Annotated in this window: 20 protein-coding genes; 10 read left to right on the top strand and 10 right to left on the bottom strand. The window is 57.9% G+C overall.

From position 1 onward, the window contains the following. Positions 1 to 32 precede the first annotated feature (32 nt). The gene (locus AB6T85_RS02085) at positions 33 to 1,400 is read left to right on the top strand and encodes an L-serine ammonia-lyase (protein WP_369894689.1); all 1,368 of its coding nucleotides are present in this window, start codon (positions 33 to 35) and stop codon (positions 1,398 to 1,400) included. Between the two features lie 231 nt (positions 1,401 to 1,631). Here AB6T85_RS02085 and AB6T85_RS02080 read toward each other — a convergent pair whose 3' ends face one another. After that, complete coding sequence (locus tag AB6T85_RS02080; RefSeq protein WP_253454001.1) at positions 1,632 to 2,939, bottom strand: MFS transporter; 1,308 nt, start codon at positions 2,937 to 2,939, stop codon at positions 1,632 to 1,634. Beyond that, positions 2,936 to 4,366, bottom strand: a complete 1,431-nt coding sequence (locus AB6T85_RS02075; RefSeq protein WP_253453999.1) for a M20 family metallopeptidase — start codon at positions 4,364 to 4,366, stop codon at positions 2,936 to 2,938. The genes AB6T85_RS02080 and AB6T85_RS02075 overlap by 4 nt, the downstream gene beginning before the upstream one ends. 151 nt (positions 4,367 to 4,517) lie before the next feature. Between AB6T85_RS02075 and AB6T85_RS02070 the strand changes: the two genes are divergently transcribed. Continuing rightward, positions 4,518 to 5,426 carry a LysR family transcriptional regulator gene (locus AB6T85_RS02070; RefSeq protein ID WP_301251701.1) on the top strand — a complete coding sequence of 303 codons (909 nt, stop codon included), beginning with the start codon at positions 4,518 to 4,520 and terminating at the stop codon, positions 5,424 to 5,426. Between the two features lie 31 nt (positions 5,427 to 5,457). Here AB6T85_RS02070 and AB6T85_RS02065 read toward each other — a convergent pair whose 3' ends face one another. Then, entirely contained in the window at positions 5,458 to 7,014 is a 1,557-nt protein-coding gene (locus tag AB6T85_RS02065) for an ABC transporter substrate-binding protein (protein WP_369894688.1), read from the bottom strand. Positions 7,015 to 7,432: 418 nt separating this feature from the next. Next, on the bottom strand, positions 7,433 to 7,861 hold the full coding sequence (locus tag AB6T85_RS02060) for an OsmC family protein (RefSeq protein ID WP_125287630.1): 429 nt from the start codon (positions 7,859 to 7,861) through the stop codon (positions 7,433 to 7,435). Between the two features lie 124 nt (positions 7,862 to 7,985). Here AB6T85_RS02060 and AB6T85_RS02055 point away from each other — a divergent pair, with 124 nt between their 5' ends. Both AB6T85_RS02055 and pepT read left to right on the top strand, forming a co-directional pair. Further along, the gene (locus AB6T85_RS02055; protein ID WP_125287631.1) at positions 7,986 to 8,165 is read left to right on the top strand and encodes a GDFGVC terminal motif YodC-like protein; all 180 of its coding nucleotides are present in this window, start codon (positions 7,986 to 7,988) and stop codon (positions 8,163 to 8,165) included. A gap of 48 nt (positions 8,166 to 8,213) precedes the next feature. Then, positions 8,214 to 9,452 carry a peptidase T gene (gene pepT, locus AB6T85_RS02050; protein ID WP_369894687.1) on the top strand — a complete coding sequence of 413 codons (1,239 nt, stop codon included), beginning with the start codon at positions 8,214 to 8,216 and terminating at the stop codon, positions 9,450 to 9,452. Positions 9,453 to 9,497: 45 nt separating this feature from the next. On the opposite strand, the gene AB6T85_RS02045 is transcribed toward pepT, so the two are convergent. From AB6T85_RS02045 to AB6T85_RS02035, 3 genes are all read right to left on the bottom strand, one after another. Beyond that, the gene (locus AB6T85_RS02045; protein ID WP_369894686.1) at positions 9,498 to 11,156 is read right to left on the bottom strand and encodes a methyl-accepting chemotaxis protein; all 1,659 of its coding nucleotides are present in this window, start codon (positions 11,154 to 11,156) and stop codon (positions 9,498 to 9,500) included. A gap of 206 nt (positions 11,157 to 11,362) precedes the next feature. Beyond that, complete coding sequence (locus AB6T85_RS02040; protein WP_369894685.1) at positions 11,363 to 12,892, bottom strand: carboxylesterase/lipase family protein; 1,530 nt, start codon at positions 12,890 to 12,892, stop codon at positions 11,363 to 11,365. A gap of 439 nt (positions 12,893 to 13,331) precedes the next feature. Then, the gene (locus tag AB6T85_RS02035; protein ID WP_301251694.1) at positions 13,332 to 14,660 is read right to left on the bottom strand and encodes an MFS transporter; all 1,329 of its coding nucleotides are present in this window, start codon (positions 14,658 to 14,660) and stop codon (positions 13,332 to 13,334) included. 309 nt (positions 14,661 to 14,969) lie between these two features. Here AB6T85_RS02035 and AB6T85_RS02030 point away from each other — a divergent pair, with 309 nt between their 5' ends. Then, positions 14,970 to 15,893, top strand: a complete 924-nt coding sequence (locus tag AB6T85_RS02030; RefSeq protein ID WP_253453985.1) for a LysR substrate-binding domain-containing protein — start codon at positions 14,970 to 14,972, stop codon at positions 15,891 to 15,893. Here AB6T85_RS02030 and smrA read toward each other — a convergent pair. Next, positions 15,890 to 16,456, bottom strand: a complete 567-nt coding sequence (gene smrA, locus AB6T85_RS02025; protein ID WP_253453983.1) for a DNA endonuclease SmrA — start codon at positions 16,454 to 16,456, stop codon at positions 15,890 to 15,892. The genes AB6T85_RS02030 and smrA overlap by 4 nt on opposite strands. A gap of 72 nt (positions 16,457 to 16,528) precedes the next feature. Beyond that, positions 16,529 to 17,482 carry a sugar-binding transcriptional regulator gene (locus AB6T85_RS02020; RefSeq protein ID WP_369894684.1) on the bottom strand — a complete coding sequence of 318 codons (954 nt, stop codon included), beginning with the start codon at positions 17,480 to 17,482 and terminating at the stop codon, positions 16,529 to 16,531. 166 nt (positions 17,483 to 17,648) lie between these two features. On the opposite strand from AB6T85_RS02020, the gene dalD reads away from it, so the two are divergent. The 5 genes from dalD to uspE all read left to right on the top strand — a co-directional run bounded on the left by dalD (position 17,649) and on the right by uspE (position 24,169). Then, positions 17,649 to 19,043: a D-arabinitol 4-dehydrogenase gene (dalD, locus tag AB6T85_RS02015; RefSeq protein WP_253453980.1), complete on the top strand. Its 1,395-nt coding sequence runs from the start codon at positions 17,649 to 17,651 to the stop codon at positions 19,041 to 19,043. 10 nt (positions 19,044 to 19,053) lie between these two features. Then, a complete protein-coding gene (gene xylB, locus AB6T85_RS02010) occupies positions 19,054 to 20,523 on the top strand; it encodes a xylulokinase (RefSeq protein WP_369894683.1) in 1,470 nt (489 codons plus the stop codon). A gap of 55 nt (positions 20,524 to 20,578) precedes the next feature. Continuing rightward, positions 20,579 to 21,871, top strand: a complete 1,293-nt coding sequence (locus AB6T85_RS02005) for an MFS transporter (RefSeq protein ID WP_253453976.1) — start codon at positions 20,579 to 20,581, stop codon at positions 21,869 to 21,871. 147 nt (positions 21,872 to 22,018) lie between these two features. Next, positions 22,019 to 22,774, top strand: coding sequence for a fumarate/nitrate reduction transcriptional regulator Fnr (gene fnr, locus AB6T85_RS02000; protein ID WP_125287641.1), 756 nt, complete (start codon positions 22,019 to 22,021; stop codon positions 22,772 to 22,774). Between the two features lie 444 nt (positions 22,775 to 23,218). Further along, on the top strand, positions 23,219 to 24,169 hold the full coding sequence (uspE, locus tag AB6T85_RS01995) for a universal stress protein UspE (protein ID WP_253453971.1): 951 nt from the start codon (positions 23,219 to 23,221) through the stop codon (positions 24,167 to 24,169). A gap of 55 nt (positions 24,170 to 24,224) precedes the next feature. Here the strand turns inward: uspE and pntB are convergent, their stop codons facing one another. After that, on the bottom strand, positions 24,225 to 25,613 hold the full coding sequence (gene pntB / locus AB6T85_RS01990; protein WP_369894682.1) for a Re/Si-specific NAD(P)(+) transhydrogenase subunit beta: 1,389 nt from the start codon (positions 25,611 to 25,613) through the stop codon (positions 24,225 to 24,227). Positions 25,614 to 25,619 lie beyond the last annotated feature (6 nt).

Raw genomic sequence — 25,619 nt, 5'->3', positions numbered from 1 at the left:
GGCCGGGCCTTCTCTTTTCGCGCGGAGTTTTTATGATTAGCGTTTTCGACATGTTTAAAATCGGTATCGGGCCTTCCAGCTCGCATACCGTCGGGCCAATGAAGGCCGGTAAAACTTTTATTGATGAATTAATTGCCCACCATCTGCTCCTTGACGCCTCCTCGCTGGTTGTCGATTTATACGGCTCGCTTGCGGCGACGGGCAAAGGGCACAATACCGACACCGCTATTATTATGGGGCTGGCCGGCTGGCTGCCGGAAAGCGTCGATATTGATGCCATTGCGCCTTTTATGCAGCAGCTGGCCGCTACGGGTCATCTTCCCCTGGCTGAAGGCAAACACGAAGTCGCCTTTCCGCTTGAGCAGTGCATGGTTTTTCACAGCGTGAATTTGCCGCTTCATGAAAATGGGATGCGTATTACCGCCTTTGCCGGTTCCCGGCGCCTGTTGACCAGAGTCTACTATTCCGTGGGCGGCGGCTTTATCGTTGATGAAGCGCATTTTCATCAGCCACGGCAAAGCGCCGTTGCGGTGCCCTGGCCCTATAAAAATTCCGCCGACCTGCGCCAGCACTGCGCCGAAACCGGGCTGTCGCTTTCCGGGCTGATGATGCAAAACGAGCGGGCTTTACATTCTCCGCAGGAGTTGGATGCTTACCTGTTGCGGTTGTGGGAAGTCATGAGCAACGGCATTGCTCGCGGCATGACTACGGAAGGCATTATGCCAGGCCGTTTGCGGGTGCCGCGTCGTGCGGCAGCCCTGCGCCGCACGCTGGTCAGCAGCGATAAAACCACCAGCGATCCCCTGGCGGTAGTTGACTGGATCAATATGTTTGCGTTGGCGGTCAGCGAGGAAAATGCCACGGGCGGCCGCGTGGTAACCGCACCGACCAACGGCGCCTGCGGTATTATCCCGGCGGTGCTTGCCTATTACGATAAGTTTATTCGTGAAGTCAACGCCGGTTCGCTGGCTCGCTTTATCCTGGCCGCCAGCGCTATTGGCTCGCTGTATAAGATGAACGCCTCGATTTCGGGCGCGGAAGTAGGCTGCCAGGGAGAAGTGGGCGTCGCCTGCTCCATGGCCGCCGCCGGGCTGGCCGAACTGCTGGGCGGCAGCCCAGCCCAGGTTTGCATCGCGGCGGAGATTGCCATGGAGCATAACCTTGGGCTGACCTGCGATCCGGTGGCGGGCCAGGTGCAGGTACCCTGCATTGAGCGCAACGCCATCGCGGCCGTCAAAGCGGTTAACGCGGCACGGATGGCGCTTTATCGCGTCAGCGAGCCTCGGGTCTGTCTGGATAAGGTGATTGAAACCATGTATGAAACGGGAAAAGATATGAATGCTAAATATCGTGAGACTTCTCGTGGCGGCCTGGCAATTAAAGTGGTCACCGCCAGTTAAGCCAGGGTTGGCTTAGCCGTATCGATCGTTGCCCTGTTTGGCCCGCGTCATAACCACGCGGGCTTTTTATCGCTTTAGAAAGGCGCGCGCCTGTCGCGTTTGGTTGCTGCACATAGCCTGAAAGGCGCATATCCGTTGTTTCAGGCTGGTTTTATAAGGCACGCATCTTTTGTTCCTGGCCAGTTGCCAGAGTTTTTACTAAAGGCATGAACCTTTCGTTTCGGGCTGCTTCTACAGCGCTTCACCCCGCTCGCCCGTTTGTTCTTCTCCTGGCCTGGTTTGACTTTTCAGTAGCGCCCAGCCGCTGAGCAGCGTCAGTGCCATCAGGTAATAGCCCGGTGCCAGGCTGGTGCCGGTCGCGCTAATCAGCAACGTACAGATCAGCGGCGCAAAACCACCAAACAAGGTCACAGCGACGTTGTAACTAATCGCCATACCGCTGGCGCGCGTGGTCACCGGGAAGAGATCGGCCATCATTGACGGCACCACTGAGAAGTAGACCGATTTCAGCAGCGCCAACCAGCCGACCAGCAACAGCAGCCTGCCCGCCGTCGGCTGGTTCACCACCAGCGCGAAAGCCGGATAAATAGTTACCAGCAGCAGCGACAGCGAGCCCCACATCAGCGGCCTGCGCCCGATTTTTTCCGCCCACAGCCCCATCAGCGGCGTGACCACCGTCAGGATTATGCCCGCAAGCAGCGTGGCGCTGAAGGCCGTGGTCGCAGAAAGATGCAGGCTTTTGGTGGCGTAGGTCGGCACGTAGTTAAGCATATAGTTGATGCCGGTTGAAATAATCATCAGGCCGATCGCCAGCAGCATCAGGCTTTTCTGCTGCCCTGCCAACAGCCGAAGCGGCGAGCGAATTTTCTCGCGGCGGCTGAAGCTTTCCGGCTCGTGCAAATGACGACGAATGTACAGCCCGACCGGGCCAATCAGCAGGCCGAAGGCAAAAGGAAGGCGCCAGCCCCAGCTTTCCATCTGCGCCTCGCTCAGAGAGTGTGCCAGCCCAAGACCAAACGCCGAAGCCATCAGCGTGCTGGCTCCCTGAGTGGCGAACTGCCAGCTGGCGATAAAAGCGCGGCGCTGCGGGAAGTGCTCAACCAGGAAAGCCGTCGAGCTGCCGAATTCGCCGCCGGCGGAAAAACCCTGGATCAGGCGAGCCAGCAGCACCAACACCGGCGCGGCCAGGCCGATAGTGGCGTAAGCGGGCATAAGAACAATGATAGCGCCGCCCAGCATCATCAGGGAAATGGACATCAGCAGCGCTTTTTTGCGCCCGACGCGATCGGCATAGGCGCCCAGCACCACCGCGCCAAGCGGGCGGATCAGAAAAGAAACGCCAAAACTGCCGAAGGTCAGCAGCAGCGACACCGCCGGATCCGCCGTGGGGAAAAAAGCCTGCGCGATATAGCTGGCGAAGAAGCCATAAATCGCAATATCGAACCACTCCAGCGCGTTGCCGATACAGGTGGCGAACAGCGTTTTATACAGGTTGGGCGTGGCCGCTACAGAACGCTGCTGGTCGATTAAGGTACTCATTGCGCGCCTCCTTGCTGCTGCCTGAACCGCTGGTGGCTGGCAATCAGTTCGCTGCCCTTCTCGCCCAGATCCCACAGCAGCCGGGTCATTATCTGCAAACCCTCACGCGCAACAGATTGCAGCATGTGTTCATCCACGGCGTGTTGGCCGCAGGCCGGATAGGAGTGCGGGATCCAGAGCGTGGGCAGGTTCAGAATATGCGCGAAGACGTCATTCGGCAGTGAACCGCCCAGGTTTGGCAGCAGCGCGGGCTTTTTGCCGCTGACCTGCTGGATTGCCTCCAGCGCCCAGCCCACCAGCGGATTGCGCGGATCGAGCCGGGTTGCTGGCGAGCCGCGCAGCATCTTCACTTCTACCTGGCTGAATCCTGCTGCGGCCAGGTGCTCACGCAGGTGACGCTCAATGTTTTCCCAGTCGGTGCCCGGCACAAAACGCAGCTGGCAGACCGCCGTTGCGCTGCCGGGAATAGCGTTCATCGGCCGCGCCGGATTGCCCGTCAGAAAGGACAGCATCTCCAGAGTGTTCCAGCCATAGAGCCGTTCGGTAGGCGTCAGCCCCGCTTCGCCCCATTGCGCATCGATCTGCGGGCCGTTGACATCCTGTTGCAGGGTAATGTCGCTCAGGATCGCGCGGATCTCTTCCGTCAGCGCTGGCGGCTTCAGCGACGCAACCTGAAGCTGGCCGTGCTGGTTCACCAGAGAGGAAAAAGCGTTCGCCAGCTGGGTGCCAGGATTGCTGAGCAGGCCGCCCCAGTTGCCGGAATGGTAGTCGCGATCGCGGGCGTTGATGCTCAGCCGAACGTTTACCGCCCCGCGCGAGCCAAGAAACAGCGTGGGCCTTTCGGCGCTCAGCCTGGGGCCGTCAGAGGCGATAAAAATATCTGCGCCGAGCAGTTCCGGGTTTTCGCGACAGATTTGCGCCAGGCCGGGCGAGCTGATCTCTTCGCCCATTTCGAACAAAAATTTGCAGTTAAACCCCAGCCTGCCGCCGCGAGCCGCGTAGATCTGTTCGAGCGCGGCGATATTGACCGAGTGCTGGCCTTTGTTGTCCGCGCTGCCCCGCCCGTACCAGCGGTCGCCCTCTTCCGTCAGCCGCCACGGAGCCAGCCCTTCGCGCCAGTTTTCGTCGTCGCCGAACACTACGTCGCCGTGTCCGTAGCAGAGCAGCGTCGGCAGCGCGGCGTCTTCAATACGCGAGGCCAGCAGAAACGGGTAGCGCGGCGCCTGAGGATTATCGATTGCGATTAGCTCAAAGCCCATTGCCTGCATGGCCGGGGCGATTTCCTGCTGCAGGTAGCGCTGGATCTCCGCCTCGCGGTTCTCCCGCTGGCTTTCGGAACGAATGGCGATGCGTCTGGCCAGCACCTGTTTAAACTCACCGCGGTCAAACCATGCCATGGCCTGCGTCAGAAGCTGCTCGAGGGTCATAAGTCACCTGTGTTTGCTTTTATAGTGTTATGGCTTCCATCTAAGCTAAAATCTGGCTTTGCCACAATTATAAAAATATCAAACAAGCTTTGCTGCAAAAGCAAAGGTTCGCTGCACTACCAGGCAGCATGCACCATAAAGAGGCAGGTTTATGCTTAGTCCTGAAGTCCGCTATTTTCTGGCCGTCGCCAGTACAGGTTCGCTTAGCGCCGCCAGCCAGCAGCTGTTTGTGGCCGTTTCGGCTATCAGTCGTCAGATCCAGCGTCTGGAGGCGGATATTGGCGCGCCGCTGTTTGAGCGCCATGCGCGCGGTATGATCCTTAACGATGCGGGCAGAATTTTTGAGGGTCACGTCAGGCGAAGCCTGCTGGGCATGGAGCAGGCAAAAGCGGAAATCAAAGGCCTGAAGGCGGTACGGCGCACGGCGCTGCGCGTCGCCTGTACCGACGGCATGGCGTTCAGCCTGCTGCCGGGGCTGTGTTCGCGGTTCCGTCAGCTCAATCCGGCGGTCAGCTTTAACCTGACCGTAGGAAGCGTTGAGGAGGTGGCGGATATTTTGCGCCAGGGCGAATGCGATGTGGCTTTTCAGTTCAGCCTGCATCCGGAGCGCGGCGTCGAGGTGCTGGGCTCCTGGCCCGCGCCGGTGCTGATGGTGATGCGTAAAGACCATCCGCTGGCGGAAAAGTCGATCCGGCTGCAGGATTTATCCGCCTGGCCGATGGCGCTGCCCGATCGCGCTACCACGGTGCGCCAGCTGTTTGATCTCTCCTGTCAGATGAACGGCACCTTTATCGAGCCGGTACTCACCTGCAATAATTTCAGCACGCTCTATGCATTTTTACAGCAAAACCCGCTGGCGATCACGCTATGCAGCCCGTTCACGGTGCTGTTCCAATACGCCGGGCTGGATCTGGCGCTGCGTTCTCTCGGGATCGATCAGCTGACCCAGCGTACATTGCAGGTTCAGACCGTGACCGGCCGTCAGCGTTCAGCGGCGCTGAATCTGTTCCTTGCCTATGCCTGCGAAGAATTAGGCAAGCACAGCGGGAACGGGCGCTGAAATGGCCCGCTCCCGCGCCGAATAGCCGCGGCTATTTAAGATCGACCTGCCAGAAAAGGTGTTTGCCAAAAGGATCAACCTGATAGCCCGTCACCTCTTTGCGTACCGGTTCAAAAATGGTGGAATGGGCAATCATCACCGCCGGCATTTGATCGTGCATCATCTGCTGCGCCTGGCGGTAAAGCGCCACGCGCTTCTGATGATCCTGTTCCGAGCGCGCCTCAGTAATCAGCGCATCAAACGGCTTGTAACACCACTTAGCCGAATTCGATCCGCCTTTCGTCGCGGTACAGCTGAACAGCGGCCCGAAGAAATTATCCGGATCGCCTGTTGCGGTGGTCCAGCCCATCAGCGCCGCCTGATGCTCGCCGTTTTTAACGCGCTGCAGATACTCGCCCCATTCAAAGGTGACGATATGGGCGTTGATGCCCACTTTTTGCCAGTCGGCCTGGATCATCTCCGCCATACGGCGCGCGTTGGGGTTGTAAGGCCGCTGAACCGGCATCGCCCACAGCTCTATGGCGGTGCCCGGCGCCACGCCCGCCTCTTTTAACAGCGCTTTAGCGCGCTGCGGATCGTAAGGATAATCCTGTAAATCGCTGGCGGCGCTCCAGACGTCAGGCGGCAGCAAATTTTTTGCCGTCGTGCCCGTACCCTGAAAAATAGCGTCGATAATCGCAGGTTTGTTGATCGCCATCGCCAGCGCCTGGCGCACCCGGACGTTATCCGTCGGGGCTTTTTGCGTGTTAAACGCCAGAAAGCCCGTGTTGAGTCCGGGTTTTTGCATCACCACCAGATTGCTGTCCGCCCGTATTTTGGGCAAATCGGCCGGGTTGGGAAACGGCATCACCTGGCATTCATTTTTGGTCAGCTTGGCGAGACGTACCGAGGCATCCGGGGTAATAGAGAAAACCAGCCTGTCCAGCTTCGCTTTCCCCTGCCAGTATTCAGGGAAAGCGCGGTAAAGAATGCGCGAATCTTTCTGATACTGCGCGAGCACAAAAGGCCCGGTGCCGAGCGGATCGCTGTCGACCTTCTCCGGCGTGCCCGCTTTCAGCATGGCATCGGCATAGTCAGCCGAAAGAATAGAAGCAAAATACCAGGCCAGATCGGCCAGAAACGGCGCTTCGGCATGGGCCAGCGTAAAGCGCACGGTGTGCTCGTCCAGTTTCTCGATATTTTTAATCAGCGAGCCGAACTCCAGGCTTTCAAAGTTGGCGTAGGTGCCGCCGGAAACGTTGTGATAAGGGTGCTGCGGATCTTTCTGCCGCATAAAAGAAAAAATTACGTCGTCTGCGCCAAAATCGCGCGTGGGATGAAAATAGCGGTTGCTTTGAAATTTTACGCCTTTGCGTAAATGAAAGGTGTAAACGGTGCCGTCAGCACTGATATCCCAGCTTTCTGCCAGGCTTGGCATAAGTTCAGTGGTGCCGGGTTTAAAGTCCACCAGCCGGTTATAAACGGTCGCGGCGCTGGCATCTACGCTGGTGCCTGACGTATAAAGCTGCGGATTAAAATTTTCTGGCGATCCCTCCGAGCAGAATACCAGCGTATTGGCCGCCGCGCCCGTTGCCGCTGCCAGTAGCATAGCGGCTGTTACTCCTTTCAATACCGATTGCTTCATCCCCTTCTCCCCTGATTAAAAGATTAAGTCAGTGCCGGATATCAATGCCGTGAAGCCTGAGTCGGAATCAAGCCGCAAACCACTATTAACCTTGTTTTATCCAAATAGCAAAGGGAATTCGGTTTGATATTTATCCATACAACTTACTGATGGTACGGTTAATCCTGAATGCGCGCCCCGGCAGAAGCGAAATAAAATAGCGCGTTGGAGATAACGCTGATTAAACAGACCTGCTGTTAAGATCGGCCAGGTATTTAGAGGATGTTTACCGAGGAGATTTAATTAACGAGTAATTAGCAACACATTGCCAGCGCGCTATAAAGAGATTTTCAGTAGAAAGAAGAGATAATACCCTGCCGGGCGGCAGGGTATCGGGGCCCGATTAGTTCAGCTTATAATCCAGCGTAATTTCCGCATTCATCAGCTGGGAAACCGGACAGCCCGCTTTGGCCTGATTGATGATTTCATCAAACTTAGCGCTGTCGACGCCCGGCAGGGCGATCTGGCTCTGCAGCGCGATTTTGGTAATCTTAAAGCCTTCGCCAACTTTATCCAGCGAGACGTCCGCCGTGGTGTCAATGCTGTCCGGCACCAGACCTTCGTTGCCCAGCATCAGCGAGAGCGCCATCGAGAAGCAGGCAGCGTGTGCCGCGCCGATCAGCTCTTCCGGGTTAGTGCCCGGCTTGCCTTCAAAGCGGGTGTTGAAACCGTAAGGCTGTTCTTTCAGCGCGCCGCTTTCGGTGCTGATAGTGCCCTTACCTTTCTTGATATCGCCTTCCCAGTGTGCCTGACCTTTCTTATGAATAGTCATCAATATCCTCCCGTTTGCTTTGCGTGAAGGGTAAGTATAGTGACTTTTCAGCAGTTTGCTGACGAAGCACTTGCAAATGCTCATTTACTAACCGTTAATAGAAGGAGACCACAGGAGAAATACCATGTTTAAAACTGATGATATTGTGCAAAGTAAAACCGGCGGCCCAAAGATGGTGGTATTGCAGGTTAAAGGCGAGACGCTTTATTGTGCCAGAGTGGATGATGCCGACAAAAAAGAGATCGAGGTGCCTGCCAGCTCGGTCAATCTTTACCATGAAGACGGCGACTTTGGCGTTTGCTGATAAGCAGGGCCGCCCGGCCCTTTTCTTCTCTTAAGCACAGGATTGTCTATGTCTCAGCAACTGGCCAGCCAGTTAACCAGCCGTTTTTTCCACTATCTTGCCGTCACCAGCCAGAGCGATGCCGCCGCGACCAGCCTGCCCAGCACGCCCGGTCAGCAGACGCTGGCTAACCTGCTGGCGGAAGAGCTGCGCGCCCTGCGGCTGGAAAATGTGCAGGTCGATGAATGCGCGACCGTTACCGCTGTCCTGCCCGGCAAGGCGCCGGGCGCGCCGCGTATCGGTTTTATCACCCATATCGACACCGTCGATGTCGGCCTCTCGCCCCATATTCACCCGCAGATTTTGCGCTTTGAAGGCCAGGATCTCTGCCTCAACAGTGAACAGGAGATCTGGCTGCGGGTGGCTGAACACCCGGAGATCGTTCCTTATCAGCATGAGGAAATTATCTTTAGCGACGGCACCAGCGTGCTGGGCGCCGATAATAAGGCGGCCGTTACGGTCGTGATGACGCTCCTGGAAAACCTCCGCGACGCAGCGACGCACGGCGATATCGTGGTCGCCTTTGTGCCTGATGAAGAGATCGGCCTGCGCGGTGCCAAAGCGCTGGATCTGGAGAAACGCTTTAACGTCGATTTCGCTTATACCATTGACTGCTGCGAGCTGGGCGAAGTGGTCTATGAAAATTTCAACGCGGCGTCGGCGGATATCCACTTCACCGGCGTGCCGGCGCATCCGATGTCAGGCAAAGGCGTACTGGTGAATCCCCTGCTGATGGCCTGGGATTTTATCAGCCATTTTGACCGCCGCCAGACGCCGGAGCACACGGCCGGACGTGAAGGCTATATCTGGTTTAACGAGATGACGGCAAACGCGAGCGAGGCAAGGCTAAAAGCCTCTATCCGTGATTTCGGGCTGACGGGCTTTGCGCAACGCAAGCAGCAAATCAACGAGGTCGCCGCCTTGATTGCCGGACAGTATCCGACCGGCAAGGTGGAGGTCAGCATCAGCGAGATCTACAGCAATATCAGCAACGCTATCGGCGAAGATCGACGAGCGATAGATCTGCTGTTTGCCGCGCTGGAGACGCTGAACATTACCGCGAAGGTTACGCCGATGCGCGGCGGAACCGACGGCGCGGCGCTGTCGGCGAAGGGCATGCTGACGCCAAACTTTTTTACCGGCGCGCATAACTTCCATTCCCGCTTTGAATTCCTGCCGGTGTCCTCCTTTGTGAAGTCTTATCAGGTAGCAGAACAGCTTTGCCTGCTGGCCGCGCGGCAGGCATAAAAAAAGCGCCGGGTCACGGCGCTTCAGGCTAAGGCATAACGAGGATCAGAAAGAGACCCAGTCATCGGCGCTGGCTTTCGCCACGGCTGGTCGTGCGCTAATCGGCGCGGCCTTGACGTAAGGCGCCGGTGACGGCGTGGCGGCTGTAGCCGGTGAGAGACGGAACTTAGAAACGGAGAGCGTCAGCTCTTCGGTCTGGCGCTCCAACGCGCTGGCCGCTGTAGAAACCTCTTCCACCAGCGAGGCGTTTTGCTGCGTCACGCTGTCCATTTCGGTAATGGCGGTGCCAATCTGCGAAATGCCCTTGCTTTGCTCTTCCGAAGCGGAGGCGATCTGCTTCATGATCTCCACAACTTCCGCTACCGCCTGTAGCATGTCGTCCATGGTGCTACCGGCTTCGCCAACCAGTCGGGATCCCTGATTCACGCGAGTAACGGAATCCGCAATCAGCGTTTCAATCTCTTTAGCCGCCCCGGCGCTGCGCTGGGCAAGGTTGCGCACTTCGCTGGCTACCACGGCGAAACCACGGCCTTGCTCGCCTGCCCGCGCCGCTTCTACCGCTGCGTTCAGCGCCAGAATGTTGGTCTGGAAAGCGATGCTGTTAATCACGCTGGTGATTTCCGCAATCTTGCGAGAACTGCCGGAAATGCCCTGCATGGTATCCACCACGTCTTTTACCAGCTTGCCGCCCTTGCTGGCGGTGGTTGAGGCGCTCTGTGCCAGTTCGCTGGCCTGACGCGCGTTGTCGGCGTTGAATTTCACGGTGGCCGTTAATTGCTCCATGCTCGCGGCGGTTTCTTCCAGCGCGGCGGCCTGCTGTTCGGTACGGGAGGAAAGATCGTTGTTACCGGAAGAGATTTCCGCCGCGCCACGGTAGATATTATCCGTGCCGCTGCGGATGGCGCTGACGGCTTCCCGCAGGCTATCCTGCATGGCGCGCAGTAGCGGCATCAGCTTGCCAACGCAGTTGCGGCCGATATCTTCCAGCGGATGGCTCAAATCGCCCTCGGCGATGCGGCGGAAGTGCTCGCGCATTCCATCCAGCGGGCGCACCAGCATTTTTACCAGGTAGCGGTCGGTAAAAAGCAGGATCAGCAGGCCGGCAATCACCGCCATAACAATGATCATTTTAGTCATATCGGTCAGGTGATCGACGGTGACGCGCGTCACGTCCAGCTTTTCGCCAGCGGCAAGATTGAATTTATCCACGCTGGCGCCAAAAGCGCGGCTGAGCGGCGGCGTCACGCTGGCGGCATGACGACGGAAATCGTCCAGCGACGCCTGCTGCGCCAGCTGCATCTGCGGCAGAACCCCTTCGTCCAGCAGTTTCTGCCAGCTGGCGATGACGGCAGCAGCGTAGCCTGGCGCCAGTGGGCCTGGCGCTTCGGCTTTGAAATCGGCCAGCAGCTTGGTCATGTTATCCAGCGCTTTTTGTACCGAGGCCATATCCGCAGCCGCCGTTGGGCTTCCCGCCTGGCGGGATTCTACTGCGCGCGTCAGACGAGTAATAAAGCGAAAATATTGATCGTTGCCCTTGCTCAGGGTGGTCATCTGGTTCACCAGCTCACGGTCAACCTCGTTGCCCTGGCCCAGCGAATTCAGCGCGCAGACGCTGTAAATGCCCACCGCCGTCCATAGCAGGCAGAAAAGCCCGAGGATCGACAGCATTACGCTGCGGATGGTAAAATCTTTTAGCAAATTCATAACTACTCCGTAACGATGTTAAAACCCGAGTGCTCGTCCTGCGTGGTGGACGCTTGACAGGAGTTATCGGCATCGCCAACAAAATCATGAGTAATTATTTCTTTCTTATTCAGGGCGTTACTGACCATAGCGCAGCGTTAAGTCCTTGCTGCGCCTGTTATTTGTTTTTTTATCCGTTATAAATCCAGCGGGACGATGTTAAAAAATTATTCTCGAAGTTTAACAATATTTTTCATCAGCAGGCGAAACAGCTGCATCCGTCTGCGCATAAAGTTTTTCTCCAGCCTGAGCGTCGGGCCCGTTTCGCCGAAGCGCATCATTACGTCTGCGCCAGGCTGCCAAACCGGCCAGTCGGGTTCGCCTTCGAGCCGGTGAGAAAAGAGGCTGGCGTGGCGGGCAAAATTCAGCCAGTAACCGCTAACCTTTTTAGCAAACTCGCGATCGCCTGCGGTAAAGGGGCGATCGCCCATTTGCGTGGTCAGCTCGTCGAGGGTATTGAACGTATAGGGGATCTCATTGCCGTGCCAGGTTCCGTCAGGATAAAGGTCACGCGAATTTTCTGATACGTAATCGAAGTAGTAGCGCCAGACAGGGATACCTTTGCGGGCGTGGGAGAGCGCGGCGATATAGCCCATGGCGGTAAAAGTCATATCACGCGCCACCTGCCTGCCGAGCTTGTCGTCATCATACAGGCCGTCGTACAGCAGGCGGATCATTTTCATACGCAATCCCAGGCGCTGCGTGGCGCGCAGCTGCCGGATAATCAGCGCGGGATCGACCCCAAAATAGCTGAGGACGCTGGCCTCATCGCTGTTGCTGCCGATCATTAACGGCAGTTTGTGCTGGGCGGCGTTGTTAAAGACTTTCAGCATGGGTACGGGTAAAACCCGATCGCCCGCTATCGCCACCGGGCCGTTAGCCAGCGAACTCTCCAGCGGCCAGAAGGCGTCGGCAGGCAGCGCGCGCAGCTGCTCCGCCGTGGCGTGCGGCAAATCAAAATGGCGGGCCAGCTTTTCGCCGTTTGCCAGCGCCTTTTCGCGCGGTAGATCGGGCAGCGCATAGGGGCTTTGCGCGATGCCTTTATGAAACAATCCAACCGAAAGCGGCGAGGAAAAAAGCGAAAGCACGCTGCGCGCGCCGGATGATTCTCCGAAGATCGTCACGTTATGCGGATTGCCGCCGAAGGCAGCGATATTACGCTGTATCCATTGCAAAGCAGCGATTTGATCCAGCAGCGCAAAATTATTGACGACTTCGCCCGGCGCATACTCTTTATCCAGCGCCGGATGCGCAAAAAATCCCAGATGACCCAGCCGATAGTTAAGGGTAACCACCACCACGCCCTGCGAGGCCAGCGGCTGGCCGATATAGGGCGCCAGGCCTGCCGCGCCAATGGTAAAACCGCCGCCGTGGATCCAGACCATGACCGGCATTGGGCCCGCCGGCTCCGTTTCCGGCGTCCAGACGTTCAGATAGAGACAATCCTCACTGAACGCGCCTGGATCGCCGCCGCCCACCGCCATGCAATATTGCCGGTTCTGCCAGCTGGCCGCCCCCCATGCCGTGGCGTCACGCTCTCCCTGCCACGGCGTTACCGGCTTCGGCGATCGCCAGCGATACTCGCCGACAGGCGGCGCGGCATAAGGTATGCCCCTGAAAACAAAAACGTCCTTATCCAGACTGCCGCACAGGGTCCCTTCTGCCGTCCTTATCCTTATCAAGCGTTCGTTTTTCATTGCTGCGTCCTGAGTAATCTGCTGACTATTATTTGCAAGCGCCACGGCAAAGTCCAACAGGTGACCTCATTTACAGAAAATGCTTACGGTTCCTTAACATTTGGATCATGCTGTTCCAATTTTTCTGATTATTAATCAAATAATTATCATTTATGAAACCGTTCAGTTTATGTTGTAATTTGCAGCCTGCTAATCAACAGAACCGGGAAAACAACGTCGTTCTTTTGCAGGGCGTAAGGGGATATTTACAGCCAAAGTCAGCTCAAGCCGCGCCGTTTCCGACACGGTTTGATAACGAAATGGCGACGGCGGGCTGAAAGCTATTACCGCATCGTTTCCGACACGGTTTGATAACGAAATGACGACGGCTGGCTGAAAGCTATTACCGCGCCGTTTCAGGCATGCGTTTGACGACGAAATGACGACGGCTGGCCGGAAACTATTCTTCGCTACGCTGGTGGCCGAAGCGGTATTTCGCCAGCAGCATCAGCGAGGTCAGCACAGCCGGAATAGCCAGGCTGGAGAAAACTTCCGTAATATGCCAGCCCATCGCCAGCATCTGCGCGCCGGCAAAGGCGCTGAGAATAGCGCCCATGCGCCCTACGCCGTGCATCCAGCTGGAGCCGGTCGCGCGGGCGTGGGTAGGATAATAGCTGGCCGACAGCGCGTTCATGCCGGTATTAGCCCCGTTAAGGCAGAAACCGCTGCAAAAAGCGACCAGGCTCAGGATTAGCGTATTTGCCGGCGCGTAGCCAATCGCTACCGTCGCGATAGCGCCGGTAAAGTAGATGGCGGCCAGCGCCAGGTTGGCGTTAAAGCGATCCATCATCCAGCCGGCAAACAGCGAGCCAACGGTGCCGCCGGCCTGATACATGGCGGTCACCAGCGCGGCCTGCGTAACCGTCATGCCCATATCTTTCACCAGCGAAGGTAGCCAGCTGCCGATCAGATAGACCAGAAACAGCCCCATAAAGTAGCTGCCCCACAGCAGCACGCTGCCGGAGAGATAAGGTCGCGTCAGCACCAGCTTCACCGCGCCCTCGCGCTGCGCTTTTTCCGCCATGGCGAACTGGCTTCCCTGCTGTACCTGGCCCGGCGCCATTTTTTCAACTATCTGCCGGATGCGCTCTACGGGCGCCTGCCGCGACAGCAAAAAGCGCACCGATTCCGGTAACCATTTCAGCAACAGCGGCACGATCAGCAGCGGCAGCAGCCCGCCCAGAATCAGCACGGCGTGCCAGCCGTAATGAGGGATTAGCCAGGACGCAGCAAAGCCGCCGCCCGCCGCGCCGAAGGTAAAGCCGCAGAACACCACGGTAATAATGAAAGCGCGCTTGCGCTCGGGAGAGTATTCCGCCACCAGCGTGCCCACGTTGGGCATGGCCGCGCCCAGCCCAAGGCCGGTAAGAAAGCGGAACAGCATCATCTGATCGGCGTTATGCGAAAAGGCGGTCGCCAGCGTCCACAGGCCAAAGAAAAAAACGCTGCTGATGATGATGACGCGACGGCCAAAGCGATCGGCTAGCGGGCCGGCAAACAGGGCGCCCAGCGCCAGACCGATCAGCGCGGCGCTGATGATAGCGCCCAGCTGCTGCGTGGTGACGCCCCAGGAAACCTTAAGCGCCGGCGCGATAAAGCCCATCAGGGCGATATCCATGCCGTCCATCGCCACTACCGCAAAGCAAAGGGCGATAATACGTTGCTGATAACGAGTGACGCCGCCTTCGTTGATCAGGGCGCGGACATCTGTCGCAACAATACTCTCCACGTTAACGCTCCATGGCCAGCAGTGTGCAAAGCGGCTGGCGTCGGTTCCGAAAAAAAGTGTTGGCTATCATAACGGATTGTTATCGATTTCACCCGGTGAATTACCCGTTTGCGTAGCAATTTCCCCGAAAAAAGCAAGCATCCGCAAGGAAAAAAAGGGCTTTTATCAGTAAAGGTGATGAGGCTATTGCCTCCGGGCGGCGAAAAGTGATGGAAAAACGCCCTTATGTTAATGAAATTTTGCAATAAGGTTAACAGTATTCCAACGCGCCGCTTGCCTGCCTGCCACCTTGCTGACTACGCTGCAGTTATGGAAAAAAATTACCTGTTTAATCAGCGCATTCGTCTGCGCCATCTGCATACTTTTGTCGCCGTGGCGCAGCAAGGCACGCTGGGGCGCGCCGCCGAGGTGCTGTCGCTTAGCCAGCCTGCGCTGTCAAAGACACTGAACGAGCTGGAAGAGATGGCCGGGGCCAGACTGTTTGAGCGAGGCCGTCTTGGCGCGCAGCTGACCACGGCGGGCGAGCAGTTTCTGACCCATGCGGTGCGGATTCTGGATGCGCTTAACCATGCCGGTCAGTCGCTCAGCCCCGTGGCCGCGCGCGATCCGGCCGTGCTGCGCATTGGCGTGTTAACCACGGTAGCGCTGGGGATGCTGCCTTCAATTCTGGAACGCTTTCACCAGCAGCAGCCCAGAACGCTGGTTCAGGTCGCTACGCTGCACAACAACGTGCTGCTTGCCGGACTGAGAGCGGGCGAATTTGAAGTTGGTATTGGCCGCATGGCCGAAACGGAGATGATGACCGGGCTGACCTACGAGCTGTTGTTTCTGGAGTCTTTGCGGCTGGTGGTAAGGCCCGAACACCCGCTATTAAGTGACAACGTCACGCTGTCGCGGGCGCTTAACTGGCCCGTAGTGATTTCACCGGAGGGCACCGCGCCGCGCCGTATCGCCGATGCGATGCTGAAAGATCACGGCTGCCGCCTGCCGGACGCGGTAGTGGAAACCTCTGCGACCTCGCTCGCCCGTCAGCTGGCGCTTCGCTATAACTATGTCTGGTTCGTGCCTTCCGGCGCGATCAAAGACGACCTGCTGCATAATGCGCTGGCCGCGCTGCCCGTCGCCTCACATGGGCCGGGCGAACCGGTTGGCATCATTACCCGTACCGGCGCGCCCCTTAGCCGCAGCGCCGAAGTGCTGATGGCGACCATCCGTAAATCCCACTCCGGCTAGCGGCTGCGCTTGGCGTGCCGTTCGCGGTTGTCCAGGCGCGCCTGCTCGCTTTTACGTAGCCCCACATAGCAGGCGCCGTTGCCGCCGTGCTGCGGCTGAGCGCTGCAAAACGTCTGCACCTGATCAAACTGCTGTAGCCAGCGCGCCAGATAGCTGCGGACGATATTGGCGTGCGATTCATCCTCTTTGCCTTTGCCATGCACGATCAGCAGATTGCGGTAATTTTCGCGCTCCGCCTGCAGCATAAAGCTGTAAAGCGACTGACGGCAGATTTCCACCGGCTGACGCAGCAGATTAAGACTGGCATCGATCTGATATTTGCCCAACCGCAGCTTATCCAGCACGCCCTGCTGGATCCCCTCCGCTTTGTATTCCAACGGCGTTTCCCGGGGGATAACGGTCAAAAAGCCGCTGGTCAGCGGATTATCCAGCTGCTGCTCTTCCTGGCGCTGGCGAGGCGATTTCGTCGAAGGGGATTTTAACCAAAGAATGTTGCTGCAATCCTTGAGCGGCGTAACGTCTTCCATCGCGTCTTTAAACAGGTCTTCATCATTAAAGCTCATGATACAGGTTCCCCGGTGGCCACGATTAAGGATAGTGTAATGGTATCCTCACCGGGCCGCTCTGGCAAAACTTCAGGCGGACGCCGCCAGCGCATAACGTGCGCTCGCCTCGTCGGTGACCAGCCCGCTGATCCAACCGCCCTTTAGCACGGCGGCTATCGCCCGATGCTTTTCGCTGCCTCCCGCAAAGGCGACGATATTGCGTTGGGTATGGGCCGTCAGCCGCACGCTGGTCAAACGGCTGTCCAGAGCGGTTGCCGCTCTTTCGCCTTCCTCACCGATAAAATGGCCAAGCATCTCTGCGGCCACCCGATCCGCCAACAGCGTGGTCACTTCATCGTCGCTGATAAAGCCATCCGCGTTCAGCGGGCAGCCCGGCGAAACCTGACCAATGCCGACAAACATAATATCCGCCTGGGCGGCCTTCTCCGTAACGGTGCGGTAGATGCGATGATTGCACCACAAATCGCGATCGTCGACGCTGTCGGCATACAGCGGCGCGGGCAGGATAAAATAGCGTCCCTGCGTTTTTTCCGCCATCCACAGCGGCACATCATAACGGGTGCAGGAGCCGTCACTGGCGATAGCGCCGATCAACGAAACGCAGCTGTGCTGCGGCCTGTCCAGCTCTGGCAGCTCGTTGATAGTGGCCCGCAGGGTTCTTCCCGATCCTACCGCGACAATTTGCGGCTGCTCGCTTTTCAGCGTTTGCGCCATCACTTCCGCACCCGCTACGGCAATCATCTGCTGTAAGCCGCCGCCTTCCACATTGCCAGACGGCACTACCTGACAAAACGCCAGGCTGAATTTTTCCTGTAGCTGCTGCGCCAGCGTCATGCAGTCGGCCACGGCATGATTGACGCTGACGCTCACCAGCCCCTGTTCTGACGCCAGCGCCACCAGCCGCTGCGCTACCTGACGCGATACGCCAAGTTTTTCAGCGATATCCTGCTGGGTTTCTCCCGCCACGTAATACATCCAGGCTGCTCTGGCCGCCAGATCCAGCTTTTTGTCGTGCTTGCTCATTGTGATATCCCACTCCTTAAGCCCAATCCGAATAATTGCCCGATTGACGGGCAAAAGCAAATTTTGTGATCGCTCCCGCAGATCGTTGGTAAAAAATTCACCAGGCTGTAACGCAACTAAGCAAAAGCTCAACACAAGAGCAAAAGCCCATTTACAGGAGAGAATGATGACCGCTGCTTCCCCCTCTGTCTGGTTACATATCGGCGCCGGTTCTTTTCATCGCGCCCATCAGGCCTGGTATCTGCATCGTCTGTTGCAGCAGGACGGCCCGCGCTGGGAAATCGCGCTCAGCAATATTCGCGATGATGCCGTGCCCTTGCTGAATGCCCTGACGCAGCAAAACGGCGAATACGTGCTGGAAACGGTCACCCCAACAGGCGAACGTCAGTATGAGAAAATTACCTCAATCAAACATATCGTCCCGTGGGACGCCGGGCTGACGGCTATGGTTGCGCGAGGCGCAGACGCCGCCACGAAAGTGATCGCCTTTACCGTCACCGAGAGCGGCTACTACCTGGACAGCGACCACCGTCTCGATCCGCGTCACCCTGATATTACCGCAGATTTGCAGGGCGAAGCGCGCACGCTTTATGGCGCGTTACGCCGCGTTTTGCAGGCGCGAATGCAGGCGCACGGTCAGCCGGTTACGCTGTTAAACTGCGATAATCTGCGGCATAACGGCGAGCGTTTCCGTGAGGGCTTTCTCGCTTTTCTGCGTTTATGTCACGACGATGCGCTGCTGGCGTGGGTAACGGAGCAGACGACCTCGCCCAATACGATGGTGGATCGCATCACTCCGCGCCCGACGGCGGATATCGCCCCGCGCGTGCTGGAAGCGACCGGTTTTGCCGACAGCGCACCGGTTATGGGCGAAGCCTTTATTCAATGGGTGATTGAAGATAACTTTGCCGCCGGACGACCTGCACTGGAGAAGGTCGGCGTGACCCTGGTCGACTCCGTTCTGCCGTGGGAAGAGGCAAAAATCCGCATTCTTAACGCCAGCCACAGCTGCATCGCCTGGGCAGGGACGCTGGTCGGACAGGACTTTATTCACCAGAGCACGCAGACCCAGGCGATCAAAGAGATGGCCTGGGAGTATGTGACCCAGGACGTTATTCCCTCGCTGTCGCCCAGCCCGCTTGAGCTGGAAGCATACCGCGACGTAGTGTTGGCCCGCTTTGCCAATCCTTATATCCGCGATACCAACCAGCGAGTCGCGGCGGACGGCCTGTCAAAAATCCCGGGATTTATTACGCCGACCCTGACGGAATGCTACGCCCGTGGCGAGACGCCTCGCGCTACGGCGGTGCTGCCCGCGCTTTTTTTCCTGTTTTTACAGCGCTGGCATCGCGGCGAGCTTCCTTATGTCTATCAGGATGGCGCGCTGGAAGCAGAAAGCTGGCACCGCATCATGGCAAGCCCGGACGCGCTCGCACGTTTTGCCGCCGACGAGGCGCTGTTTGGCCCGCTTGCCCACGATACCGCCTTTGCCACGCTGCTGGCGGAGACGGTTGCCACGCTCGATGAATGGGCCAAAGTCCCTCAACCGGTGAACGAGTAAGGAGTCGGTAATGTATCTCGGGATCGATCTTGGCACCTCTGAAATCAAAACGCTGGTTATCGATGCCGCAGGCGAAATCGTGGCCGCCAGCAGTGTAAAACTGGACGTACAGCGGCCGCAGCCCCACTACGCGGAGCAGGAGCCGCACAGCTGGTGGCTGGCGCTGGAGCAGGCCATTGACGAGCTGCGCCAGCAGGCTGGTGCTCGCTGGCAGCAAATCCGCGCCATCGGGCTTTCCGGCCAGATGCATGGCGCGGTGCTGCTGGACAGGGAAAATCAGGTATTGCGCCCGTGCATATTATGGAACGACACGCGTAGCGCAGCCGAGTGCGAGGAGCTGACGCAACGGGCTGCCGACCTGCACAGCGTGGCGGGCAATTTAGCGATGCCCGGTTTTACCGCGCCGAAGCTGCTGTGGGTCGCCCGCCATGAACCCGAGATTTTTTCTCGCATCGCCAGCGTTCTGCTGCCTAAGGACTATCTGCGCTGGCAGATGTGCGGTGAAAAGATCAGCGATATGTCCGATGCCGCCGGTACGCTGTGGCTGGATATCGCCAGGCGCGACTGGTCGGATGCCTTGCTGGCGGCCTGCGGGCTGAACCGCGACCAGATGCCGCGGCTGACGGAGGGATCGCAGCCCGGCGGCAGGCTACAGGCTGATGTCGCGCGGCGCTGGGGCTTGCAGGAAGGTATAGTGATTGCGGGCGGCGGTGGCGATAACGCGGCCAGCGCGGTCGGGCTGGGGGCGATCGAACCCGGCGACGCTTTTATTTCCCTTGGCACCTCCGGCGTGCTGTTTGCGGTCAACGATCGTTTTCGTCCCGCGCCCGCCTCGGCCGTACACGCTTTTTGCCATGCCTTGCCCGATCGCTGGCACCAGATGAGCGTCATGCTGACGGCGGCCTCCAGCCTGCGCTGGCTGTGCGATCTGCTGAACGCCACCGAAACCGATCTGCTGGCCGAGGTGGCGGCGCTAAGCGAGACGGTTCAGCGCAGCGCCCCGCTCTTTTTGCCCTACCTTTCCGGTGAACGCACGCCGCATAACGATCCGCAGGCCACCGGCGCTTTTCATGGTCTGACCCATGCCACTAACCGTGCAGCGCTGGCCTATAGCGTGCTGGAGGGCGTCGCCTTCGGCATTGCCGACGGCCTACAGGCGTTGCGGGCGGCGGGCACCGAGCTGGAAAGCTGTTCGTTGACCGGCGGCGGCGCGCGAAGCGGGTTCTGGGCGCAGCTGATTGCGGATACGCTGGATCTGCCGATAGTTACCCATCAGGGCGGCGAAGCGGGCGGCGCATTGGGCGCGGCGCGTCTGGGCTGGCTGGCCGACGGCGGCGATCCGGCCGAGGTCTGCCGTAAACCTGCCGTGCTGCGGCGCTATCTGCCCAATGCGCTTCGTCATCATCATTTGCAAAGGCGGCTCGACCACTTCCGCCTGCTCTACCAACAGCAGCGCGATGCTCGCGCATCCGGTTTCTGAACACTGATGCGGACGCCTCAGGCGTCCGTCACCTGCACGCCTGAGAGGAAATATGATGAAATCAGCCAATAACTGGTTCGGCCTCCCCTTGTCGTTAATATGGGGTTATATCGCCATCGCCGTCTTTATGAGCGGGGACGGCTTTGAAATGGCTTTCCTGTCGAAGCACATTACCGATCTCGGCTTTTCGCCCGCGCAGTCTGCGCTGGTGTTCACGGTTTACGGCGGCGCAGCGGCGCTGGCGGCCTGGAGCTCCGGCGTAGTCGCGGAGATCATTACGCCGCAGCGCGCAATGCGTATCGGTTTTCTACTGTGGGTAGTGATGCATATTCTGTTTATGACGCTGGGCCTGGGGCTGCGCAACTATCCGCTGATGCTGCTGTTCTACGGCATTCGCGGTCTTGCCTATCCGCTGTTCATTTATTCGTTTGTGATGCTGATTGTGCAGAACGTGCCTAAACACCAGCTCTCTTCCGCCATGGGCTGGTTTTGGGCGATGTATTCCATCGGCATCGGCTGCGTCGGCAGCTATCTGCCCAGCTTTACCATTCCCTGGCTCGGTGAAACCGGCACCCTGTGGTTTGCTATAGCCTGGGTAGCGGCTGGCGGGCTGATGGCGATGACTCTGCTGCGCAAGGTCGGCGGCGAGAGCGAGAAAGCCAATCTTTCCCCACGTGAAAAACTGACCGAGCTGTCGCGGGCCGTGACCATTCTCTTCACTAACCGCAACATCTTCCTGGCCTGCCTGATCCGCATTATCAATACGCTGTCGCTGTTTGGCTTTGCAGTGATTATGCCGATGCTGTTCGTCGGGCGCCTGGGCTTTACCATGTCGGAATGGCTGCAAATCTGGGCGGTATTCTTTTTCGTTACCATCTTCACCAATATTATGTGGGGTGTGCTGGGCGAATATATCGGCTGGATCCGTCAGGTGCGCTGGTTTGGCTGCCTGGGCTGCGCGATTTCCAGCCTGGCCTTCTATTACCTGCCGGTGACCTTTGGTCATAACTTCTGGATGGCGCTGGTGCCCGCCGTCATGCTGGGCATTACCGTCGCGGCGTTTGTGCCGATGACGGCGGTATTTCCCGTGCTGGAGCCGAAGCATAAAGGTGCGGCGATCTCCATCTACAACCTCTCCGCTGGCCTGAGCAATTTTCTTGCGCCCGCCATCGCCTCGCTGGTACTGCCCTTTTTTGATATCAAGGGCGTGGTCTGGACCTACACCGCGCTTTACCTGTTAGCCGGGGTGCTGACGTTGATTATTCAGGTAGAACAACCCTCCAGAAAAAGCGCTAAAAACAACCTTAATAACTACGGTTCAACGGCCGCGACGCCCGATAAAACGTAGGTTTGGCTTTTGGCACTTTTTTAAACGGGACGTCACCAAAAGTGACGTCCCTGTTTTTTATGTGGCTAAAAAGGCCTGGATGAGTTCCCTTTGCTGAGCAAAAAATGTTAAAATTGACCTCAATCAATAATCACTCGAGCCAACACTATGATCCCGGAAAAACGTGTTATCAACAGACGTATCCAGTCTGGCGGTTGTGCGATTCACTGTCAGGATTGCAGCATCAGCCAGCTCTGTATTCCTTTCACGCTGAACGAGCACGAACTCGATCAGCTGGATAACATCATCGAGCGCAAAAAGCCTATTCAGAAAGGGCAAACGCTGTTCAAAGCCGGTGACGAACTGAAGTCGCTGTACGCCATTCGTTCCGGGACCATCAAAAGCTATACCATTACCGAACAGGGCGACGAGCAGATCACCGGCTTTCACCTGGCGGGCGACCTGGTAGGCTTCGACGCCATCAGTGGCGGTCAGCACCCCAGCTTTTCTCAGGCGCTGGAAACCGCTATGGTCTGCGAAATTCCTTTTGAAACCCTGGACGATCTGTCTGGCAAAATGCCCAGCCTGCGTCAGCAGATGATGCGGCTGATGAGCGGCGAGATTAAGGGCGATCAGGAGATGATCCTGCTACTGTCGAAGAAAAATGCGGAAGAGCGTCTTGCCGCCTTTATCTATGGCCTTTCCCGCCGCTTCGGCGAGCGCGGCTTCTCCCAGCGCGAATTCCGTCTGACCATGACCCGTGGCGATATCGGCAACTACCTCGGCCTGACGGTTGAAACCATCAGCCGCCTGCTGGGCCGCTTTCAGAAAAGCGGTATGCTGGCGGTGAAAGGCAAATACATCACTATCGAAAATCATGAGGTGCTGTCGCAGCTGGCTGGTCAAAGCCGCGCGATTGCCTGATGCTATGCCGGACTGGTTCGCCAGTCCGGCTGCTTTTCTTCGACCGGTGACCCGGTGCGTTAATCCATCTGTTTTTCCATTCTCTGGCCCGGTACGTTAATCCGGCCGGTTTTTCATTCTCTGGCCTGGTGCGTTAATCCGCCTGTTTTTCCATTGTCTGGCCCGGTACGTTAATCCGCCTGTTTTTCCATTCTCTGGCCCGGTGCGCTGACCTGGCAGTTTTGTCCATCCTGCCGCTTGATTTGCGTCTTTTCACTCGCCTTTCACTATGCTGTCATAGCCCCCGTTTAGCCGTTTTCGCGCGGTGGAAAAGCGGGTAGACGACCGTACCAGCCGCTTTTAGCGATCCTTTTGTTATAATATTGATCTGGCTATAACTTTTTCTTTCTTTCCCGACGTTGATTGGGCTATCTTTTAAGCTAACCAGCGTATGGAGGACCCGTTATGGCTAAGTACCAAAACATTCTCGTGGCGATCGACGCGCAACAGGACGACCAGCCAGCGCTGCGCCGTGCTGTCTATCTTAATCAGCGCCTCGGTGGTCAGATCACGGCTTTTCTGCCTATCTATGATTTTTCTTACGAAATGACGACGCTGCTGTCGCCCGACGAGCGCGTCACCATGCGCAAAGGGGTGATTAGCCAGCGCACCGAATGGATCCGCGAGCAGGCAAAAGCCTATCTGGCCGCGGGCGTGAACATTGATATCAAGGTGGTCTGGCATAACCGCCCCTACGAGGCGATTATTCAGGAAGTGCTGGACGGCGGCTACGATCTGCTGCTGAAGATGGCACATCAGCACGACCGACTTCAGTCGGTGGTGTTTACGCCTACCGACTGGCACCTGCTGCGCAAGTGTCCCTGCCCGGTATGGATGGTAAAAGACCAGCCCTGGCCGGAAGGCGGCAAGGCGGTAGTGGCGGTAAATCTCGCCAGCGAAGAGCCACATCACGACCCGTTGAATACTCAACTGGTCAAAGAGACGCTGGAGCTGGCGAAACAGGTCAACCATACCGAAGTCCATCTGGTTGGCGCCTATCCTGTTACCCCGGTAAATATCGCCATTGAGCTGCCCGACTTCGATCCCAGCGTTTACAACGATGCGATCCGTGGTCAGCACCTGCTGGCGATGAAGGCATTACGGCAAAGCTTCAGCATCGACGAAAAGTTTACTCATGTAGCAAAAGGCCTGCCGGAAGAAGTGATCCCGGACCTGGCGGATCGGCTGGACGCTGGCGTGGTGGTGCTTGGCACTATTGGCCGCACCGGACTGTCAGCGGCTTTCCTGGGCAATACGGCGGAGCAGGTTATCGATCATCTGCGTTGCGATCTGCTGGCGATCAAGCCGGAAGGCTTCGTATCGCCGATCGAACTGGATGATGACGAAGACGACTGATCGTTAGTCAAAAAAAAGGCCGGGGAACTCCCCGGCCTCTTACCTTCAGCGCCTGTTACAGCGCTTTCAGAATGGCATCCACCGTGGCTTTCGCATCACCAAACAGCATCTGGGTGTTGTCACGAAAGAACAGCGGGTTCTGCACGCCGGCATAGCCGGTGTTCATGGAACGCTTAAAGACCACCACGTTCTGCGCTTTCCACACTTCCAGCACCGGCATCCCCGCGATTGGGCTACGCGGATCTTCCTGCGCCGCCGGGTTGACGGTATCGTTGGCGCCAATCACCAGCACGGTATCCGTTTCGCTGAAGTCGTCGTTGATTTCATCCATTTCCAGCACGATATCGTAAGGCACCCGCGCCTCGGCCAGCAGCACGTTCATATGGCCCGGCAGACGTCCGGCGACCGGATGAATGCCAAAGCGCACCTTAATGCCCTGCGCACGCAGCTTCTCGGTGATTTCCGCTACGGGATACTGCGCCTGCGCTACCGCCATCCCGTAGCCTGGGGTGATGATCACGCTGCGCGAGTTTTTCAGCAGTTCCGCCGTTCCCTGCACGTCAATTTCGCGGTACTCGCCCGCCTCCTCGCCTTCGCCGGTCGAGCTGCTGTCGGTGCCGAAACCGCCTGCGATAACGCTGATAAAGGAGCGGTTCATCGCCTTACACATAATGTAAGAGAGAATGGCGCCGCTTGAACCGACCAGCGCGCCGGTCACGATCAGCAGGTCGTTGCTGAGCATAAAGCCCGCCGCCGCCGCCGCCCAGCCCGAATAGGAGTTGAGCATAGATACCACGACCGGCATATCCGCGCCGCCGATGGAAGCCACCAGATGCCAGCCGAACGCCAGCGCAATGATGGTCATCAGCAATAGCGCAAAGCCCTGCCATCCCGTGCTGTCGGTGCGCACAAAGATAATCAGCAGGCAAAGCGATACCACCAGCGCCAGCAGGTTAAGCCGGTGCCGGTGCGGCAGCGCCAGCGGCCGGGAAGAGAGTTTCCCGCACAGCTTGCCCCAGGCGACCAGCGAACCGGTGAAGGTCACCGCGCCGATAAAGATACCGATAAAGACCTCAGTGAGATGAATGTTCTCTATCACCGCATCCATTCCGGGCGCGTGATCGAGATAGCTGTTAAAGCCCACCAGCACCGCAGCCAGGCCAACGAAGCTGTGCAGCACCGCCACCAGCTCCGGCATTTCGGTCATTTCGACCTTTTTTGCCAGCCGCACGCCAATCGCGCCGCCGATCACCATCGCCAACAGCACCCAGCCGACGCTGCTGCTGTCGGGGCCAAGCAGCGTCGCCAGCAGCGCAATCGCCATGCCGCTGATGCCAAACAGGTTGCCCTGCTTAGCGGTTTCATGCTTCGACAGCCCGGCCAGGCTGCAAATAAAAACAATTGCGGCAACAATGTATGCTGCAGTCACTAATCCGCCAGACATTGATTA

Source organism: Erwinia aeris (assembly GCF_041224955.1).
Classification (GTDB): domain Bacteria; phylum Pseudomonadota; class Gammaproteobacteria; order Enterobacterales; family Enterobacteriaceae; genus Erwinia; species Erwinia aeris.
Note: the sequence above shows the minus strand (reverse complement) of the source record. Positions and strands in the feature narration are given on the sequence as shown.

Excerpts from the sequence above, each read along its gene's own strand:
- AB6T85_RS02085 (WP_369894689.1), top strand. The coding sequence starts at position 33 with ATGATTAGCGTTTTCGACATGTTTAAAATCGGTATCGGGCCTTCCAGC.
- AB6T85_RS02080 (WP_253454001.1), bottom strand. The coding sequence starts at position 2,939 with ATGAGTACCTTAATCGACCAGCAGCGTTCTGTAGCGGCCACGCCCAAC.
- AB6T85_RS02075 (WP_253453999.1), bottom strand. The coding sequence starts at position 4,366 with ATGACCCTCGAGCAGCTTCTGACGCAGGCCATGGCATGGTTTGACCGC.
- AB6T85_RS02070 (WP_301251701.1), top strand. The coding sequence starts at position 4,518 with ATGCTTAGTCCTGAAGTCCGCTATTTTCTGGCCGTCGCCAGTACAGGT.
- AB6T85_RS02065 (WP_369894688.1), bottom strand. The coding sequence starts at position 7,014 with ATGCTACTGGCAGCGGCAACGGGCGCGGCGGCCAATACGCTGGTATTC.
- AB6T85_RS02060 (WP_125287630.1), bottom strand. The coding sequence starts at position 7,861 with ATGACTATTCATAAGAAAGGTCAGGCACACTGGGAAGGCGATATCAAG.
- AB6T85_RS02055 (WP_125287631.1), top strand. The coding sequence starts at position 7,986 with ATGTTTAAAACTGATGATATTGTGCAAAGTAAAACCGGCGGCCCAAAG.
- pepT (WP_369894687.1), top strand. The coding sequence starts at position 8,214 with ATGTCTCAGCAACTGGCCAGCCAGTTAACCAGCCGTTTTTTCCACTAT.
- AB6T85_RS02045 (WP_369894686.1), bottom strand. The coding sequence starts at position 11,156 with ATGAATTTGCTAAAAGATTTTACCATCCGCAGCGTAATGCTGTCGATC.
- AB6T85_RS02040 (WP_369894685.1), bottom strand. The coding sequence starts at position 12,892 with ATGAAAAACGAACGCTTGATAAGGATAAGGACGGCAGAAGGGACCCTG.
- AB6T85_RS02030 (WP_253453985.1), top strand. The coding sequence starts at position 14,970 with ATGGAAAAAAATTACCTGTTTAATCAGCGCATTCGTCTGCGCCATCTG.
- smrA (WP_253453983.1), bottom strand. The coding sequence starts at position 16,456 with ATGAGCTTTAATGATGAAGACCTGTTTAAAGACGCGATGGAAGACGTT.
- AB6T85_RS02020 (WP_369894684.1), bottom strand. The coding sequence starts at position 17,482 with ATGAGCAAGCACGACAAAAAGCTGGATCTGGCGGCCAGAGCAGCCTGG.
- dalD (WP_253453980.1), top strand. The coding sequence starts at position 17,649 with ATGACCGCTGCTTCCCCCTCTGTCTGGTTACATATCGGCGCCGGTTCT.
- xylB (WP_369894683.1), top strand. The coding sequence starts at position 19,054 with ATGTATCTCGGGATCGATCTTGGCACCTCTGAAATCAAAACGCTGGTT.
- AB6T85_RS02005 (WP_253453976.1), top strand. The coding sequence starts at position 20,579 with ATGAAATCAGCCAATAACTGGTTCGGCCTCCCCTTGTCGTTAATATGG.
- fnr (WP_125287641.1), top strand. The coding sequence starts at position 22,019 with ATGATCCCGGAAAAACGTGTTATCAACAGACGTATCCAGTCTGGCGGT.
- uspE (WP_253453971.1), top strand. The coding sequence starts at position 23,219 with ATGGCTAAGTACCAAAACATTCTCGTGGCGATCGACGCGCAACAGGAC.
- pntB (WP_369894682.1), bottom strand. The coding sequence starts at position 25,613 with ATGTCTGGCGGATTAGTGACTGCAGCATACATTGTTGCCGCAATTGTT.